At 37.8% G+C, this 18612-nt stretch carries 16 protein-coding genes; 9 read left to right on the forward strand and 7 right to left on the reverse strand.

Annotated elements, in window-relative coordinates; translation table 11 throughout:
• Positions 1 to 97: 97 nt before the first annotated feature.
• Positions 98 to 514 carry a gamma-glutamylcyclotransferase family protein gene (locus I3217_RS00530; RefSeq protein WP_435047764.1) on the reverse strand — a complete coding sequence of 139 codons (417 nt, stop codon included), beginning with the start codon at positions 512 to 514 and terminating at the stop codon, positions 98 to 100.
• Between the two features lie 95 nt (positions 515 to 609).
• Here I3217_RS00530 and I3217_RS00535 point away from each other — a divergent pair, with 95 nt between their 5' ends.
• Positions 610 to 1008, forward strand: a complete 399-nt coding sequence (locus I3217_RS00535; RefSeq protein WP_435047765.1) for a DUF302 domain-containing protein — start codon at positions 610 to 612, stop codon at positions 1006 to 1008.
• 32 nt (positions 1009 to 1040) lie between these two features.
• Here I3217_RS00535 and I3217_RS00540 read toward each other — a convergent pair whose 3' ends face one another.
• The 4 genes from I3217_RS00540 to I3217_RS00555 form a co-directional block, all read right to left on the reverse strand.
• Positions 1041 to 2000: a tRNA dihydrouridine synthase gene (locus I3217_RS00540; RefSeq protein ID WP_435047766.1), complete on the reverse strand. Its 960-nt coding sequence runs from the start codon at positions 1998 to 2000 to the stop codon at positions 1041 to 1043.
• Positions 2001 to 2065: 65 nt separating this feature from the next.
• Entirely contained in the window at positions 2066 to 2875 is an 810-nt protein-coding gene (locus I3217_RS00545) for a cyclase family protein (protein WP_435047767.1), read from the reverse strand.
• A 118-nt stretch (positions 2876 to 2993) separates the two neighbouring features.
• Positions 2994 to 4325, reverse strand: coding sequence for an exonuclease domain-containing protein (locus tag I3217_RS00550; protein WP_435047768.1), 1332 nt, complete (start codon positions 4323 to 4325; stop codon positions 2994 to 2996).
• Positions 4322 to 5095, reverse strand: coding sequence for an XRE family transcriptional regulator (locus I3217_RS00555; RefSeq protein WP_435047769.1), 774 nt, complete (start codon positions 5093 to 5095; stop codon positions 4322 to 4324). The genes I3217_RS00550 and I3217_RS00555 overlap by 4 nt, the downstream gene beginning before the upstream one ends.
• A 103-nt stretch (positions 5096 to 5198) precedes the next feature.
• Between I3217_RS00555 and dinB the strand changes: the two genes are divergently transcribed.
• Positions 5199 to 6413 (forward strand): DNA polymerase IV, encoded by a 1215-nt coding sequence (gene dinB, locus I3217_RS00560; protein WP_435047770.1) that lies wholly within the window; start codon positions 5199 to 5201, stop codon positions 6411 to 6413.
• 22 nt (positions 6414 to 6435) lie between these two features.
• Positions 6436 to 9393, forward strand: a complete 2958-nt coding sequence (locus I3217_RS00565) for a DNA polymerase III subunit alpha (RefSeq protein WP_435047771.1) — start codon at positions 6436 to 6438, stop codon at positions 9391 to 9393.
• Between the two features lie 174 nt (positions 9394 to 9567).
• On the opposite strand, the gene I3217_RS00570 is transcribed toward I3217_RS00565, so the two are convergent.
• Entirely contained in the window at positions 9568 to 10332 is a 765-nt protein-coding gene (locus I3217_RS00570; RefSeq protein ID WP_435047772.1) for a CDP-alcohol phosphatidyltransferase family protein, read from the reverse strand.
• A 297-nt stretch (positions 10333 to 10629) separates the two neighbouring features.
• Between I3217_RS00570 and I3217_RS00575 the strand changes: the two genes are divergently transcribed.
• The 5 genes from I3217_RS00575 (at position 10630) to I3217_RS00595 (ending at position 15662) form a co-directional block, all read left to right on the forward strand.
• On the forward strand, positions 10630 to 11616 hold the full coding sequence (locus tag I3217_RS00575) for a PorV/PorQ family protein (protein WP_435048549.1): 987 nt from the start codon (positions 10630 to 10632) through the stop codon (positions 11614 to 11616).
• Between the two features lie 36 nt (positions 11617 to 11652).
• Positions 11653 to 13245 carry an apolipoprotein N-acyltransferase gene (lnt, locus tag I3217_RS00580; protein ID WP_435047773.1) on the forward strand — a complete coding sequence of 531 codons (1593 nt, stop codon included), beginning with the start codon at positions 11653 to 11655 and terminating at the stop codon, positions 13243 to 13245.
• A gap of 542 nt (positions 13246 to 13787) precedes the next feature.
• Positions 13788 to 14831, forward strand: a complete 1044-nt coding sequence (locus I3217_RS00585; protein WP_435047774.1) for an arabinan endo-1,5-alpha-L-arabinosidase — start codon at positions 13788 to 13790, stop codon at positions 14829 to 14831.
• A 271-nt stretch (positions 14832 to 15102) separates the two neighbouring features.
• Positions 15103 to 15348: an AbrB/MazE/SpoVT family DNA-binding domain-containing protein gene (locus tag I3217_RS00590; protein ID WP_435047775.1), complete on the forward strand. Its 246-nt coding sequence runs from the start codon at positions 15103 to 15105 to the stop codon at positions 15346 to 15348.
• Positions 15339 to 15662 carry a type II toxin-antitoxin system PemK/MazF family toxin gene (locus I3217_RS00595; protein WP_435047776.1) on the forward strand — a complete coding sequence of 108 codons (324 nt, stop codon included), beginning with the start codon at positions 15339 to 15341 and terminating at the stop codon, positions 15660 to 15662. The genes I3217_RS00590 and I3217_RS00595 overlap by 10 nt, the downstream gene beginning before the upstream one ends.
• Positions 15663 to 16186: 524 nt before the next feature.
• On the opposite strand, the gene I3217_RS00600 is transcribed toward I3217_RS00595, so the two are convergent.
• Positions 16187 to 16993: an HAD family hydrolase gene (locus tag I3217_RS00600; RefSeq protein ID WP_435047777.1), complete on the reverse strand. Its 807-nt coding sequence runs from the start codon at positions 16991 to 16993 to the stop codon at positions 16187 to 16189.
• 724 nt (positions 16994 to 17717) lie between these two features.
• Between I3217_RS00600 and I3217_RS00605 the strand changes: the two genes are divergently transcribed.
• Entirely contained in the window at positions 17718 to 18587 is an 870-nt protein-coding gene (locus I3217_RS00605) for an ABC transporter permease (protein ID WP_435047778.1), read from the forward strand.
• Positions 18588 to 18612 lie beyond the last annotated feature (25 nt).

An 18612-nucleotide genomic window follows, 5' to 3' on the forward strand; every position in this document is an offset into this window, starting at 1 on the left:
GGCTTTTAAAAAACGCTGCAAAGAAACGAAATAATAAAGAATGAACCTTGTGCTTAACTATGTAATATGGCGTTTTTAGAAAAATAGGATACTTGGGTTAATAATCAAAATAGCGTCCAGAAGGGATGCGTTTTAAGTGACTAACCGATAAATTATAGAGATAAATCCAGGTTGCTATGGTTTCGTTATTTTCTAAGTTTGCCTTAACCAGTGTTCGTGTATATAAATAAGGCGGATTTAAACGCTTGTCTATACCTTCGTAAGGATCTAAGACTTCAAAAACGGTTTCCGGCGCGTCGAGTTCAAAAATCTGTCCATATACTTTATCGTTGCTGTCTTTACTTAATATAGCGCCTGGAAATTCCGTAACATCGTATAATTTACCCTGGAAGCAGGCATTTCCCAGATACTTGGAATGCGATTTCAGAAATACCGACATCTCATGATCAGATTGTTGCATTAAAGTGCCGTAAACAAATAGATATCTGGAATATTTTAAAGTATGTTGATTCAAAGGTATAGGCTTAATAATTTTTGTGATAAGCGTTTTAATTGTAATTGCTTTGTTTTAAATTTAATAGAAATAATTATGAATTAAAACAGAGTACCATGGATTATTATTTTACGACTACCGTACAAGGTAATTTTGAAGCGACTATCGATAAAGTAACGGCGCTTTTAAAAGATGAAGGCTTTGGGATTTTAACCAGTATTGATATTAAAGAAACTTTGAAAAATAAGCTGGATGTCGATTTTAAGAAATATAAAATACTGGGGGCCTGTAATCCGCCTTTTGCCTATGCAGCATTGCAGGAAGAAGATAAAATAGGGCTTATGTTGCCTTGTAATCTGGTAGTTCAGGAAACCGCAGCAAATACCATAGAAGTTTCAGCTATAAACCCTATGGTGTCTATGCAGGCTGTTAAAAATGAGGCTTTAGGTCGTGTCGCTCACGAAGTAAGCAGCAGACTCGAACATGTTATTAATGAATTGAAAGTAGCCGTTTAGACCTTCAAAAAATAATAAGTTTTAAGGTTAATCTAAAGTAATGCTCTTTTCTCGTTAGCTATAATGTCTTTAACGGTCTTTTGGTATTTCGCCGGATTACTTGCTTTTTTTATGGCTTTGTATGCTTTTTGCGGATTGGAGCAGGACTGCGCAAAATATTCCCAAAAGCCCAGCATTTTCATTTTTATAGGCGTAGGACCGGATAGGTAGGCGTCGTAGTCGGTGTAAATGGTGTTGTGAAATGCTTCAAAAATATCCCAGCGGTCTTTTGGATAGTCCTGAGTGTCGTTTTTTATCATTTGTGGCAAAAATGGATCTGCAATAAGTCCGCGGCCTATCATAAAATGATCTATAGAAGGAAAACGCTCCTTAAGCGCTTTAAAAGCTGAAACGCTGGTAATATCTCCGTTGTAATACATTTTGTGTCTGGTATGCGACAGGCAGGTTTCTAAGGCATCCAGATCAACCGGACCTTTGTACAGTTGTTTGCCTATTCGGGCATGAATGGCAATATTTTTAAGCGGGTATTGGTCTAAAATCGGGAATACATCCAGAATTTCCTGGGCATTGTCGTAGCCCATACGCATTTTCATAGATACCGTAATATTGGTTTCGGTATGAGCTGCTTTTAAAATGTCATCTATCTGTGGCGGATTACAAATTAAACCGGAACCCATACCAGATTTAGCAACCATAGGATAAGGACAGCCTAAATTCCAGTTTAATTCGGTGTAACCTAAACTTTGCACATATCGGGCCACAAATAAAAATTCCTCGACACTATTGGTTATAACCTGCGGAATAACTTCTAACGTAGTATTGTTTTCTGGCAGCAAATCGTTCTCGTACGACGATTTAATTTTAAACTTACCATTCAGTCGTATGTAAGGAGAATAAAACGTATCGATACCTCCAAAATACTGGTGGAATGCATTCCGGAATCTGAAATCTGTAAAACCTTGTAAAGGAGACGAAAGTAAGGTTAAAGCCATTTAAAAATTTTCGGCAAAGGTAGCTATAAATGTTTTATACCTTATAAATAAATGTAAAACATGGTTTAATTAACGAGGGCTATAATACGCAGAGGCGCACCGCTACCACCTTCAATTTTCATGGGTAAAGCAATGACTTCGAAACCACGGTTTGGTAAGTTGTTCAGGTTTGTTAAATTTTCGAAAACAGGAATTTGTTGCGATAACAAAATAACATGCGATTTAAAGTATACCGATTGCCCGTAGTCTATACTTGGTGTATCTATACCAATTGCTTTTATATGGCGGTGGTCTGCCAGCCATTGTGCAGCATCGGGAGAAAGGCCGGGAAAATGTAAATCTTTAACAGCAGCATCGCCACGTTGACTGGTGCCCAAATATTTTAATTTATCGGGATAGTATATGGAGTGTCCGGTTTGTAAAAGTACAATAGAGTTGTCCGGAATGGAAGTTTGGTGTTTTGTTTCCCAGTCTTTAAGGTCTTCTGTACTTATAAGATAGTCTGGATTTTTTAAGGCTTGACTGGATACATCAATTTTAATGGCAGTACCAACTAAGTGTGCCAAAGGAATCTCGTCTACAGTTTGTCCGTCTTTGTAGAAATGAATGGGAGCATCGAGATGTGTGCCTCCATGTTCTGCAGCTTTAAAATTATTCGCAGCATAAAAATACCCCTTGTCCGACATGCCGTTAAAAACAGTATCTAAAGTAAATTCTTCAGCTGTTACCCAATATATTGTAGACTCGGAAAACGGATGCGATAAATCGATTATGGTTTTTTTATTTAATGTTGTTTCTGTCTTTGTAGTAGGGCTGTTGGTGGTACTACAGGTTAGAAATAAGGCGAATAAACCGAAGTATAGCACTTTTTTCATAAAAGAAGATTAAAAGTTAGAATTTATACGACGGGGCCTATATAAAGATAGGTATTAAATTAGATATTGAAAATTAAAATGATTTGTTAATAGTAATGAGGTCATTTTATAAACATGTTTAAAGTAAAAAGCGTCTTAAAATTTTCTGTACATCTACAGAATCTTTCTGCGGAATTAAAAACGGTTCCAGGTCTTCCGGCTTGTTTATTTGCTCTGTTTTACTGATAAATCCGTAGCCTAAATACAGACCTTGTTGTATCAAAATAAAGGCGTCTTCATCCGGGGTTCGTCCGGTTTCTTTCAAAATAACATCTTCAAGGCTGTGTTGTATGTGTTTAATGGCTTTTCTGACTCTAGCATTATAATTGGTTATAGGTTCTTTTTGGTCGCAAATACCTTTACAATTGGTAATGCTGTGATGAGAGCAGGAGCTAACCTGTTCCTGTAGATGACAGAATTTAGGACATAATTCAAACTGTTTGCAAATAGTTTCCAAATAGCTGCGGCAGTCGCGAATATTGTGGAATATTTGTAGAGGTTGAGGTAGTCCTTTTAATTTGTTAAAAGCCAGATGGATGATTCCTTGTCGATCCTGATAACTAAAAATGGCATAGCTGGCAGGGTTGCGTTTGGCTAGTTGATTGTATTCGGGAAAATGTTGTTTAATGGCGGCATCTTCCATAAGTAAAGCTATGGTTTCGCTACCTGAGAGCTCAAAATCGATATCGGCTGTTTCCCGGCATAGGCTAAGTTCTTTATCGGTTTTGGTGTAGAAATGACTCAATACACGTTTCTTTAAGTCTTTGGCTTTTCCGACATAGATTATTTTTCCCTTTTTATTTTTAAAATAATATACGCCGGGGGCCTGAGGCAGGGCATCAAAGACCGTATTAGGTAAATGAGGCGGAAGTGTAGCCTCTTTGGACGTTTGTTTTAAAAAGTCTTTAAAGATAGTTTCGGCGTCGTCCTGAGCCAGCAGCAGGTCGAATAAAATAGCGGTAGCATCGGCATCGCCTTTAGCGCGGTGCCTATCGGATACCGGAATGTTTAAGCTATTGCATAGTTTTCCCAGACTGTATGATCGGTGCCCAGGAAGTAGTTTTCGGGATAAGCGGATGGTACATAGCTTGCGGCGTCTAAAATCAATGTCTATAGTTTTGAATGTGTTACGAATAATATTGTAATCGAAATTTACATTATGGGCAACAAAAACAGTGTCTTTAGTAAAATTTAATATTGTGTCTGCAATTTCCGGAAATGTTGGGGCATCGGCTACCATGGTATTATCGATACCTGTTAATGCGGTAATGTAATCCGGAATATAGGTTTCCGGGTTAACTAAAGAGGTAAAGGTATCGACTACCCGGGTGCCGTCGTGTTTTAAAATGGCTATTTCGGTTATTTTATTGCTACTGCCTGTAGTTTCAATATCTATTATACTGTATATCATTTTACGAGTTGTTCTAAAGCTTTAAGTTCTACACCAAGGGTGTTAAACATTTGAATGATACTGCTTATTTTTAGTTCCTGCTCGTCGTATTCCTGAGTGTTTATACTACAGGTAAACTCCCAGAGTTCCAGAACATCTTCAATAGAGATATCATAAGGCTCGTAGGTGGTATTGTCTGATACCAAACGCAGCGTGTTTTGCGTGTCAATATGGTTATATACACGTTTGTAAACCATACCGTCGTTTTTAGTGATGAGGACGTAAGTACGCCCGCTAATAATGTCTAAACGACTTTCTACAAAGCGCCCAACAACATAAGCACCGGGTTTCATAGGAAGCATGGAATCGCCTTTTATAGGAAAGGCACGGTGTTTTCCGGTTGGTAAAAACGGCAGTTTAATTTTTTGTAATTGCTCAATGTATTCCGGATCGTCGTAACCCGCCAAATACCCGGCAGATGCTTTTACAGGAACGACTTCTATAAGATTTTCATTATCGCTGTCTACGGTAATAGGAAAGAGCACACGCTGATTGCCGACTTCTATAAACGAAGCATCCTGACCTTTGGTAAGGTCGTTTCTTAAAAGTATATCTATAGGCAGTTTAAAATAATCGGAAACTGCAATTAAAAACTCCAGAGTAGGTGCTGATCGTCCTTCTTCGTAAGAACTGATACGCGATCGGGTAACCTGCAAATCTTCGGCAAGCACTTCCTGCGTTAACCGTTTTAAATGTCTGAGGTGTTTTAGATTTTTAGCTATTAAAGTCATAACGTATTTAATTTAAAGGATAAAACAGAGGTGTTGACGTTAAAATTTTTATTTGCTACAAATGTAAGCAATAAATGATTGTAAATGTAGCTAATTTTGCAATATGAATAAGAATATATTGCATTTGGATTTAGATACCTTTTTTGTGTCCTGTGAACGTTTGATTGATAGTAGGTTACAAAAACGTCCTTTGCTTGTAGGAGGAACAGGCGATCGAGGAGTGGTATCGGCATGCAGTTATGAAACCCGTAGGTTTGGTGTGCATTCAGGAATGTCTATGAAAGTAGCTAGGCGCTTATGTCCGGAGGCTGTGGTTATTCGGGGGAATGCATCGGTATATTCTAAATATTCTCATCAGGTAACCGATATTATAAAGGAAAAAGTCCCGGTTTTTGAAAAGGCGAGTATCGACGAGTTTTATGCCGATTTAACAGGTATGGATAAGTTTTTCGGGTGTTATAAATACGCTTCGGAATTGCGTTCTACAATTATTAAAGAAACCGGATTACCTATTTCTTTTGGATTATCTGCAAATAAAATAGTGTCTAAAGTGGCCACTGGTGAAGCTAAACCTAATAATAAATTACACATAGGACATGGGTATGAAAAAGCATTTTTAGCGCCTTTATCCATAAAAAAAATTCCGTCTGTAGGCGATAAGACTTACCAGAAGTTACGCCATTTGGGAATCGATAAAATACAGGTAATACAACACATGCCGGTAGAAATGTTAATTAGTGTTCTGGGAGTTAACGGTCGTACTATCTGGAAGCGTGCTTTAGGAATAGATAACCCGCCGCTTATTCCGTTTCACGAGCGTAAATCCATCTCTATGGAGCGCACGTTTGGTAAAGATACTATCGATATGAATATGTTGCGTACCACCATTTTTGCTATGGCCGAAAGTCTGGCGTATCAGCTGCGGAGTGGAAACAAATTAGCAGCGTGTATTAGTGTGAAAATTCGTTATTCCGATTTCAATACTTATTCCAAACAAATGCAAATTCCGTATTCAAGTGCCGATCATGTTATTATTCCTCGGGTGCTGGAATTGTTTGAAGCCTTGTATCAACGCCGTTTATTAATCCGTTTGGTGGGCGTAAAACTAAGTAATCTGGTTACCGGAAATTATCAGATTAATTTATTTGATGATACCGAAGAAATGCTCAATCTCTATAGCGCAATGGATCGTATTCGGAATCGGTTTGGAGAACACAGTATTCAAAAGGCCTCGGCTATGGGGGCTAAAACCATTGGAGGAACTCAAAATCCGTTTAATGGAGAACCTCCTATCGTTCTGGCACACCGTACACAGTAATTAAAAACAATAATTTATTGTTATGTATCTCAATTGTCATACATACTATTCACTGCGTTTCGGGACATTTTCCGAAGTCGAACTTCTGGAGCTCGCTCAAGCCAGGGGTGTAAAAACTTTGGTATTAACCGATATTAATAATACTTCGGCCTGTTTAAATTTTATCAGAAAAGCACCAGAATATCATATTAAATCTCTCGTAGGAATAGATTTTAGAAACGGAGCTAAGCAACAGTTTGTTGGGATTGCAAAAAATAACAAGGGCTTTCTGGAGTTAAATGAACTTTTATCGGGGTATAGCCACAATAAAAAGTGTGTTCCAGATCAGGCTCCGGAATTAAAAAACAGTTTTATAATTTATCCGTTTGAAGCTGTATTGGAGCAGGATAAAATCAATTTTAAAACTAACGAATATATCGGCGTCTCAGTAGTAGAACTTCGTAAACTTCCGTTTACAAAGTATATTCAGTTAAAAGATAAGTTGGTTGTACAGCAACAGGTTACGGTTAGGAATAAACGCGATTTTAATGCGCATCGTTTGCTACGGGCTATCGATAATAATACCTTGTTAAGTAAACTTCAGAAAACAGAAGAATGCAGTGAGCAGGATAGTATGCTTGCTGTGAATGATTTGAAAGAAGCGTTTAAGCAGTTTCCGTTTATTATAGAAAATACAGCACACATTTTAGAACAGTGCAATATTAAGTTTTCTTTTGGAACAGCCCGTATTTCTCAAAATCAACAAACTTATTTAGACTCTAAAGACGCTGATTTTAATTACTTGAAACAATTGTGTGAAATTAATTTGACTAAGCGTTACAGTGCGCCTTCAGAGAAAGTTAAAGCACGTTTGCAAACCGAGCTTAATACTATAAAAGACATGAATTTTGTGTCGTATTTTTTAATTAATTACGATATCGTGTCTTATGCTAAGCACCGTGGTTTTGTACATGTGGGGCGTGGTAGTGGAGCTAATAGTATAGTGGCCTATATTATAGGTATTACCGATGTAGACCCTATAGAACTGGATTTGTATTTTGAGCGTTTTATTAATCCGTTTCGGGCTTCTCCTCCCGATTTCGATATCGATTTTTCATGGAAAGATCGCGAAGAGATTACACAGTATATTTTTAAACGGTTTAAGCATGTGGCTCTATTGGCGACTTATAATACTTTTAAGTACCGGGCTGTAGTGCGAGAGCTGGGAAAGGTGTTTGGATTGCCTAAAGAAGAGATAGATAAGCTTGCTGCAGATAAATACCACACGTTGGAATTGGATGAGATTGGAGCTTTAGTGGTAAAATATGGCGCTCTTATTCAGGGCTTTCCTAATCATTTGAGTGTGCATTCTTGCGGAATACTTATTTTAGAAGAAGCTGTACACGGGTATTCTGCTACCGATTTACCACCTAAAGGTTTTCCTACCGTACAGTTTGATATGATTATAGCTGAAGACGCCGGAATTTTTAAGTTTGATATTCTGGGACAACGCGGATTAGCAAAGATTAAAGAAGCTATAGAGATTATAAAATATAATCGTCCGGAATTACCTCCTGTAGATATTACTCAGATAGAACAATTCAAAAAAGACCCTAATATAAATAACTTGCTTAAGAGCGGAAAAGCCATTGGGGCGTATTATGTGGAATCTCCGGCTATGCGAGGTTTAATGCAGAAGTTGCAAACCCAGGATTATATTGGTCTGGTAGCGGCGAGCTCTATAATTCGGCCGGGGGTCTCCAGCTCGGGCATGAAGCAGGAATTTATAAAACGGCAACGCTTACCCGAAACCAGAATAGAAGCTAACCCCAAATTGCTGGAAATAATGCCCGAAACATATGGAATTATGATTTATCAGGAAGATGTACTAAAGGTTGCAAGCCAGTTTGCAGGTTTAACTTTAGGAGAGGCCGATGTTTTAAGACGGGGTATGAGTGGTAAGTTTCGATCGCGGACAGAGTTTCTGGAGGTCGAAACTAAGTTTATTTCTAATTGCAAGGCGCGTGGATATCCAGATAATTTAACAATGGAAGTATGGGAGCAGATAAAGAGTTTTGCAGGTTATGCTTTTGCCAAAGGGCACTCGGCATCTTATGCTGTTGAAAGTTACCAAAGCCTGTACTTAAAATGTTATTACCCTTTGGAGTTTATGGTTGCAGTGTTAAATAATGGTGGAGGTTTTTACAGTGCAGAGCATTATATACACGAAGCGAAAATGTGTGGGGCAGAGGTGCAGCCACCTTGTATTAATACCAGTGATCATTCTAATATTATTAAGGGAAAGACAATTTATTTAGGTTTTGGATATTTAAAAAGCCTGGAACATCTGGTTGTACAACGTTTGTTGACAGAGCGCCAGTGTCATGGTGCTTTTTCATCGTTAGACGATTTTATAGATCGTGTGCTTATAAGTATAGAACAACTTACAATATTGATTAGAATAGACGCTTTCAGGTTTACAAAGCAACCTAAAACAGAGCTGTTGTGGCAGGCTATTTTTAAATGTAATGCTAATAAAACGAAAACTGTACAGTCGCAACTTTTTAAACCACAGCAAAAGACTTTTGTGTTACCAAATTTGCAAACCACAATAATAGAAGATGCTTACGACCAAATGGAATTACTTGGTTTTCCTTTGTGTTCGTATTTTAGTTTGGTAGACGAGTCGCTACAGCCTCATATAAAAGCAAAAGCTTTAAAAACATGCATTAATAAGACTGTATTGTTATATGGAGTGTTGGTAAATACAAGGTTTCATAAAACATCACAAGGTAAACGTATTCGGTTTTGTACGTTCACAGATGCAGAAGGACAGTATTTCGATACGGTACATTTTACAAAAGTAGTGCATCAGTATCCGGTTCTTGGAGTAGGAGTATATGCTTGTTATGGTAAAGTAACTTCCGACTTTGATTTTTGCAGTCTGGACATTATCTGGAGTAAAAAATTACCGCTGAAACCAGATCCGAGAGGTGATTAAGTCATTTTTGTTTTTTTCTCAAGTTCAAGTATACTGCTTATGGTTTCTTTAATATTTAGCAAGGAAAGGATTAAAATTAACTCTTTAAAGTGAAATCTTAATGCTAAGGGTAATATAGTAGGAATAAAAGGTTTTTATGTGTAATGTTTAGTAAAGACAAAACCTACAAACTAATTAATACTCGCCTTTAATAACCACATCCAGCATAGACATGGCAACATATAAAAGAATGATTAATGGAATGGCGGCAAATTGCAGAACAATTAATAACACGACACATAACAATAGAAAGATGTAGCGCGTGGCATTGGCTTTGAATCCCCATTCTTTAAATTTTAAGGCAAATAGCACTATAGGAGCATTTAATAATATTGTACTGACTATGGTTAGTGCAATTAAAAAGCCTTTATTAAGGATGATGGAATTCATAAGCTCGCTGTGCTGTAGCTCTAAAATGAGTGGCAGGGATAGAATCAGCAGGGCGTTGGCTGGAGTTGGTAAGCCTTTAAAATAGTTTTGCTGTTCGTCGTCGATATTAAATTTAGCCAGACGATAGGCAGAAGATAAGGTGATTAAAAATCCCATAACCGGCCATAAGGACGGCATAATAGCTTCACCACTAAAAAAGGCATTCCAGACACTTTCTTCAACCGGGGTTTCAGGTTTGTCTATGGTAAGGCTAAGCAATTTACACATAACAATTCCAGGAACCAGACCACTGGTAACCATATCGGCTAAAGAGTCGAGTTGTAATCCTAATTCCGATGATACTTTTAGTTTTCGGGCAGCAAAACCATCGAAAAAGTCGAAGAATATACCGCCAAAAACAAACATGGCAGCCACAATAAAATGATTGTGCACCGCAAATATGACGGCACAACAGCCACAAAATAAGTTTAATAAAGTAAGCGCGTTTGGAATTTGTTTTTTAAACGACATACGGTGTTAGTTTGTGTAAAAATAGTAAAGAATTATGGTCTTAAACAAAAGCACTCTTAAAAATAACACAATAAGCCTTCAATTTTTAAGTTAGAACATAGGCAGATTGTAAAACCAGATGCTGTACAATGTAACGGTGTTATATATGGTTTTGGTATAAAATAAAGTTTTTACCCCAACAAAAATATCTGCATATTTGTAAAAAATTAGGTATTGAGGATTTTATTTACGTCGTTTCTGATAGTGTTTACCACGGTTGCTTTTTCTCAGGTAGCCCGAAAATATTCCAATGAGTTTATGAATATCGGGGTCGATGCCAAGGCTTTGGGGATGAGTCATGCCGTAACAGCACAGTCGGCCGATGTGAATTCCGGTTACTGGAATCCTGCAGGGCTGGTGCATCTGGAAGACAATCAGCTGGCCTTAATGCACTCCAGTTATTTTGCCAATATTGCAAATTACGATTATATAGCTTACGCCATGCCGATAGATCATCAAAGTGCTGTAGGGGTGTCATTAATTCGTTTTGCAGTAGATGATATTCTGGATACCACACAGTTAATTGATGATGAGGGGCATATAAATTACGATCGTATTAGATTGTTTTCCACTGCAGACTACGGTTTAACCTTTTCTTATGCCCGCGCTTTACCCATTCAGGGCCTGAATTACGGGGTGAATGCTAAAGTGATTCGTCGTATTATTGGTGATTTTGCCAATTCCTGGGGGTTTGGTCTGGATGCGTCCATTCAGTTTGAATCGAATTCCTGGAAAATTGGTTTAATGGCACGAGATATTACGACCACATTTAATGCCTGGCAGATAGACGAAGATAAATTTCAGGATATTCAGGATGCGGTAGAAGGTCAGAACCAGGAGTTGCCAGAAACTACAGAAATCACCATTCCGAAACTGCAGTTCGGGGTGTCGAAAACATTCATTTTTCATTACGATTATACTTTGGAAACCGCTGTGGATCTACAATTCCGTTTTGAAGAAAATAACGATATCATTTCGTCGTCTTTTGTAAGTGTAAATCCCTCTTTTGGATTTGAATTCGGATATCTGGATATGGTGTTTTTACGTGGCGGTATGGGGAACTTTCAGCAGGAGCTTCAAATTGATAACAGCGAGCAGCTTAGTTTTCAACCCAGTTTAGGGGTTGGATTTAATTATAAAGGGATTCAGGTGGATTATGCGTTTACCGATATAGGCGACCAGAGTGTGGCCTTATATTCGAATGTGTTTTCATTAAAAATGGATTTTAGTATCTTTAGACGATAAAATGATTTTGAATCTTTTTTAACCTCAGGTTTATACGTGAAAAAACTGTTCCTCGCCCTGACTTCAGGAATTTTACTGGCATTAGGCTGGCCCACCTATGGCATGCCTCTTTTGCTTTTTGTGGCATTTGTTCCGGTATTAATACTTCAGTATACTATTTTACACCAAGAAGCTAAGCATAAGGGATGGAAGGTCTTAGGCTGGTCGTATTTAAGTTTCTTTATCTGGAATTTTATAACCACCAACTGGTTGCAGTATGCCGATGTATTTGGTGCGTCTTTTGCCATTCTGGTGAATAGTTTGCTAATGGCACTGGTATTTGTAGTGTATCATAAAGTGGCTCAGAAAACCACCTTGAATAAAGCCTTGTGTTTTTTAATTTGTTTTTGGATTGCTTTTGAAAAGATGCATCTGGGGTGGGAGTTTTCCTGGCCGTGGCTGAATCTGGGCAATGCCTTTTCGGAATACCCGAAATGGATACAATGGTATGAGCTTACCGGAACTTTTGGTGGTACCCTGTGGATCTGGCTAGTCAATATTATTGGTTTTAAAGGCTATTTAAAGTATCGTGAAACCAAAACAAAATCAGCACTCAGACCAGCAGTACTTGGTGGACTAAGTCTGATAGCACTTCCTATAGGACTAAGTCTGTTGCGCTATTATACTTATGAAATGCCCTCCACGACTATTGAAGCTGTAGTGGTACAACCCAATATCGATCCGTATAATGAAAAGTATAACACAACCAATGCCCGTGTAGAATATTTATTGGAAGAACTGGCGAAACCTGAGCTTACAGACAGCACGCGATTGTTAGTAACCCCTGAAACCGTACTGGCTGAAAATTATGGGGTTAATTTACCAGGTTTTGGCAGGAGTACGGAGTATTTTAAAGCGAAACAGTTTTTATATGGCTATCCGAATTTAAATTATTTGCTTGGACTTCAGTTTTATCAGAAGCATACCAGTGAAGCGTCGATACTGCCGACTTCCAATAAGTATAATGATCATTTGTGGATAGATTACTTTAATTCGGCCGCTTTTATAAATAGTAATCCCGATTTTGAGGTGTATCACAAGTCAAAACTCGTCGTAGGCGTAGAGAATTTTCCATATCAAAGCGTGTTAAAGCCTGTAATTGGTGATGCCATGCTGGATCTTGGAGGAACAGTGGCTATGAAAACAACCCAGACTGAACGCAGTGTTTTTAATTTAATAGATACACCTTATAATGTTGGATCTATCATTTGTTACGAATCGGTATATGGTGAATTTGTAACAGGCTATGTGCGTGCCGGTGCCAGTGTGCTAGCGATTATGACTAACGATGCCTGGTGGGGCAATACGCAAGGGCATAAACAGCATTTAAGTTATGCACGCCTGCGTGCTATAGAAACCAGACGTGCCATTGCCCGGAGTGCCAATACCGGAATCTCTGCATTTCTGAATCTGAAAGGCGATCTCATAAAGACGCTGGATTACGAAAATCAGGGTGCTTTAAAAGCTGATATTCCAGTGAATGATGCTCAGACCTTCTATGTTAAAATGGGAGATTATATCGCCCGGATTGCTATGTTCCTGGCATTGGGCATTTTTGTTATAGCCTTTTTTAGAAAACCAAGAGGTTAGTTTTTAGTCGTGCATGGTATAATGGTGTAGTAGTTTAATGGTGTAATGGATGGGGTTAGACTGTTTTACACTTATACTATTAGTCGAATATACGATTACGGCATTTTTAATACTCAATTCTAAGTTCTTAGGGAAGTCTACGTTATTAGTGAAACGTGATACGTGATACGTGAAACGGAATATAAGAAGTAGTAGATGAGTAGTAAAAGGCAACGTTTAACAGTTCACGATTAACGATTAACGATTAACGAAAATTCAATTATGCTATTATACTGCAACATAAAGACTCTGTCACTTCGAGTGATTTTGCGAAGCATAGCAAAGCAAAATATTATCGAGAAGAGATTAGCTGTAAAGCGAGGAATTGTATAATGGTATAGTCGTGTCATTGTTAAAAGGTAAAATATAGCGTTTAACAATTCACGATTCGCCAAAATACAATTATACAATCTAATCCTAATCTATACTTGGTGTAAATTGTATGCCTTAAAAATTAGTCCTTTGGTATTAAGGTTTTGTATCTTTAATCAAAATCCGTAAAAATGAAATTTATAGTAAGCACGTTTTGTTTTTTAATATGTTGTAATTTACTTCAGGCTCAGGACGCCGTCGGGACCAATGAACAAGGAGACCCGCCATTTAATGCTACAAATCCGTATGTACACGATCCGGTGATGGCGAAGGATGGCGATACGTATTATGTTTTTGGGACAGGAGTGGGGATTTCGGTAATGTCTTCTAAAGATTTAAAAACCTGGAAAAAAGAACCTCCTGTTTTTAATACTGTTCCGGAATGGACTAAGGAAGCACTTCCGGGATTTGGTAATCACATCTGGGCTCCGGATATTATGTATTATCAGGGACTGTATCATTTGTTTTATTCGTGTAATGCTATGCCGGGAAAACCTCATGCAGCAATCGGGCATGCAACCACGCCTACCTTGAATCCGAAGGGTAAGAACTTTAAATGGACCGATCATGGTAAAATTGTACAATCAGTTATGGGACGTGATACCTGGCAGGCTATTGACGCCAATGCGATAGTAGATGAAAGTGGAACGCCCTGGTTGGCGTTCGGTTCATTCTGGGATGGTATTAAACTGGTAAAATTAAAACAGGATATGAGTGGATTGGTCTGGCCACAGGAATGGCATACGCTGGCGAGAAGACCTAGTACCCAAAAACCTTATGATTATGAGTTAACCGATAGTCAGATTGAAGCGGCATTTCTATTTAAAAAAGGGGAGTATTACTATTTGTTTGTGTCTCTGGATATGTGCTGTCGTGGAGTAAACAGCGATTATAAAATAGCCGTAGGTCGATCGAAACAGATTACAGGGCCTTACTTGAACAGGGTAGGTTTTGATATGCTGGAAGGAAATAGTACCGTTATAGCTGTGGGTGATGGAAAGACATTTGCAGCTTTAGGACATAATTCAGTATACACCATTGATGGAAAGGATTATCTGTTTGCTCACGGATATTCAATCCCTAATAAAGGGGAATCTAAATTAATTATTACTGAAATTATATGGGATAAAGACGGGTGGCCGGTTATTGATTTGGATAAACGATTAACACAATAGTTTTGTTATAGTTTTTAGTTGGTAGTCTCTAGACTTTAGTCGTTAGATGTAAGGCGTGAAACGTGAAGCGAGGAATAGTGTAGTAGTGTAGTCGTTAGTGGGGGAGCGTGAATTGTGAAGCCATCTCATTATTTGGGACCGGATTTTACAGAGTACTTTAGTAATACCTTTATCTGCTGGTTATACGATGTTTACAGCTAAGTTAAATAGGTGAAATAATTTTGAAAAACAAACTTAATGTGATTACTTTGTAATAACAATATTTTGTAATATGGAAGTGTCAATTGTTAAAATAGGGAATTCAAAAGGTTTGCGTTTAAGTAAAACAATTTTGGAAAAATATAACATTAAGGATAAAGTGGAGCTTATACTTGAACAGGGACAGATTATTTTACGTCCAATGGCTACTCCCAGAGCAGATTGGGCAGAAAAGTTTAAGGATATGCATGATTCAGAGGATGATAAACTTTTAATTCAGGATGTATTTGAAGAGGAAGATTTAGAAGCATGGAAATAAAGCAATATCAAATTGTACTTGTAAATTTAGATCCCACAATTGGAAGTGAAATTAAAAAAACGCGTCCCTGCGTTATATTGTCTCCCAATGAAATGAACGCGTATTTAAATACTATTGTATTAGCTCCCATGACTACAAATTTAAAGGTCTATCCTACGCGTGTCTTGGTAAGTCATAATAATAAACAAGGCATGATTGCTATAGATCAGATTCGGACAGTCGATAAAATTAGAATTATAAAAGTATTTGAAAGCTTGTCTGATTCTGAAATTCAAAACTGTAAAGCGATTATTAAAGAAACTTTTGTGGATTAGGTTTTAGTTTTTTAGTCGTTAGTCTGTAGTCTTTAGTTGTTATGTTAGTCGGGTAGTAGAGTAGTGGTGTAGTGGGATAATGGATTTGATTTGGATTTAGCTTATTTAATAATTATACTATTAGTCGATTATTTGATTACGGCATTTTTAATACTCAAGTCTAAGTATTTAGGAAAGTCTACGTTATTAGTGAAACGTGATATGTGAGACGTGAAACGGAATATTAGGAGTAGTAGATGGGTGTTAAAAGGCAACGTTTAACAGTTCACGATTAACAATTCACGAAAATTCAATTATGCTATTATACAACTAAACAAAAACCTGTCACTTCGAGTGATTTAGCGAAGCATAGCAAAGCAAAATTTTATCGAGAAGAAGTGTGTTGAAATTAGTAGTGTCTCAATTCTCACTACTCAAATCTCAATTCTATTTGGAAACCTTTGGAATTTGAATATTGAATATTGAAACTTTAATTTCACTACCGACTACCGACTACCGACTACCGACTACCGACTATCAGTTACTTACTGTTTCGAAGCAATAAGCTGTTCCAGAATGTATTCCACACCTTGTTCTTCGTTACTTTTGGTTTCAAAGCGAGCAGCTTTCTTTACGTTTGGATGGGCGTTTTGCATCGCATAACTAAAGTATGCCAGTCCCAGCATTTCCAGATCGTTATTGTAATCCCCAAAAACCATCGTTTCTGCTTCGGTAACGCCCAGACTATCCTGAACCTGTTTCAGTGCAAAGCCTTTATTGGCATCGGTGTGTGATACATCCAGCCAGTGTTCTCCGGATACTTTGACCTGTAGTTCGGCTTCCAGATGTTTAACATGCGGATAAATATAAGTTTCAGAATTTACCGGGTGATAGATCGCCATCTTTAAAAACTCATCGGAATTTACCTGAGTCAGATCCTCTACAATTTCAAATTCCGTGTAATACTCACTGAGTAATTTCGGGAAGTGTAAATCTTTAGTTTCTATATAGGCTTTGGTTTTTCCACAAAGCACAATAAATACATTGTCCAACGTGCGCAATAAAGGAATCAGACTGTCAATTTTATCCTTGGTGAGTAAGGTTTTTGCCAGTTCCTGATTGCCGCGCTTGGTAATCCCTCCGTTTTCGGCAATGATGGTAATCTCGTCTTTAATGGCATTTAATTTCTCAATAATGCTGTAATACTGTCGGCCGCTGGCGGCTACAAAATGGATGTCGTTAGCCTTTAATGCCTCGTAAAGCGGATAAAATTTCGGACTTAATTCACCATTGTCATTTAGTAAAGTCCCGTCCATATCGGTGACAACTAGTTTTACCTGAGATAAATTCATATGCTATTTTTTAAGTGTCAAAAATACAGTAATTATTGATATTGAGGTGTTAAGTGCGGGTTAATTTTGTTGGGGAGTCTGTTGTTGTTAGTCGATAGTCGATAGTCAGTAGTAAGGAGTTGTGAGTCGTTAGGGATGAAACGTTAGGTGAAGAATGGTATAATGGTATAGTTGTTTAGTGGTTTTAGTTTTTAGTTCTTAGTTTTTAGTCGTGAGTTGTGAGATGTGAAACGTGATTCGTGAAGTGTTTAGTAATCCTTTGTTGATTTTAGTTTTTTGTGTCACTTCGAGTGATTTTACGAAGCGGAACGGAATAAAATTGTATCGAGAAGTGTATTGTATCCCCGGTCTCGATACTTAAGTCTTTAGGTCTTAGTTTGCAGTCTTTAGTTGTGAGTCGTTAGAGGTGAAACGTGAAATATGAGGCGAAGAATAGTTAAGTGGTTTAGTCGTGTAGTGGTTTTAGTCTGTAGTCTGTAGTCTTTAGTTGTGAGACGTGAGACGTGAGAGGTGAAACGTGAATCGTATAGCGTACTAGTGGAGTAGTAGTTTAATAGTTTACTTGTATAGTGGTATAATGGATTTACTGTAAAACTATTTAACAATGATACTCTTAGTCGATTATACGATTAGGGTTTGTTGTTAAATTTAAAGGGATTAGGCGTGTTGGATTTGATAATTAGCTTCAGATTATTATATTAGCTAGAACTAAAACCAATCGCTATTGAATTCCTCAAATCCACCAGAGCTGCCATGGCTGTATACCATTTCGTCCAAGCGTAAGCTTTTCGATTTTAATTTTAAGGAACTCTGGCACTATCGGGATTTACTGGTTTTATTTGTAAAGCGCGATGTGGTTACGGTATACAAACAAACCATACTGGGGCCTTTATGGTACTTAATTCAGCCCTTGTTTACTGCAATTACCTTTACTCTCATTTTTAATAAAGTCGCCAATATTGAAACCGGAACGGTGCCGCCATTTTTGTTTAATCTGGCAGGTATCAGCATCTGGAATTATTTCAATAACTGCTTAACGTCTACCAGCGATACCTTTAAAAGTAATGCCGCTATATTTGGTAAAGTCTATTTTCCAAGACTTATTATGCCCTTATCGGTAATCATTTCCAATCTGTTGAAATTCGGAATTCAACTCCTAATTTTTTTAGCGTTTTATATGTATTTCGTGTTCCAGGGAGCTGACATTCAGGTGCACTGGACGCTTATTTTTTTCCCATTGCTCATTATCATGATGGGCCTTTTAGGACTGGGACTGGGCATGATTATTTCATCGTTTGTTACGAAGTACCGCGATTTAAAATTTTTAATCGGTTTTGGGATTCAGCTGTTAATGTATGTCTCGGCTGTTATGTATCCGCTAGCCCTTATGCGAGAAAAATTGCCGCGCATAGCCTGGCTGGTGGAATACAATCCTTTAGCCTATATTATAGAAACCTGGCGCTATATGCTCTTAAGTTCTGGTACGCTTAGTCTCCCGGGCATTCTATATACCATTGGAGTGACGCTGTTTGTTTTGTTAACAGGGATTCTCATATTTAACAGAACCGAGAAAACGTTTATTGATACGGTTTAGGAGCGTGTTAGTGTAGTGGAATAAT

It is taken from the genome of Formosa sp. S-31 (assembly GCF_051172795.1).
Lineage (GTDB): Bacteria > Bacteroidota > Bacteroidia > Flavobacteriales > Flavobacteriaceae > Formosa.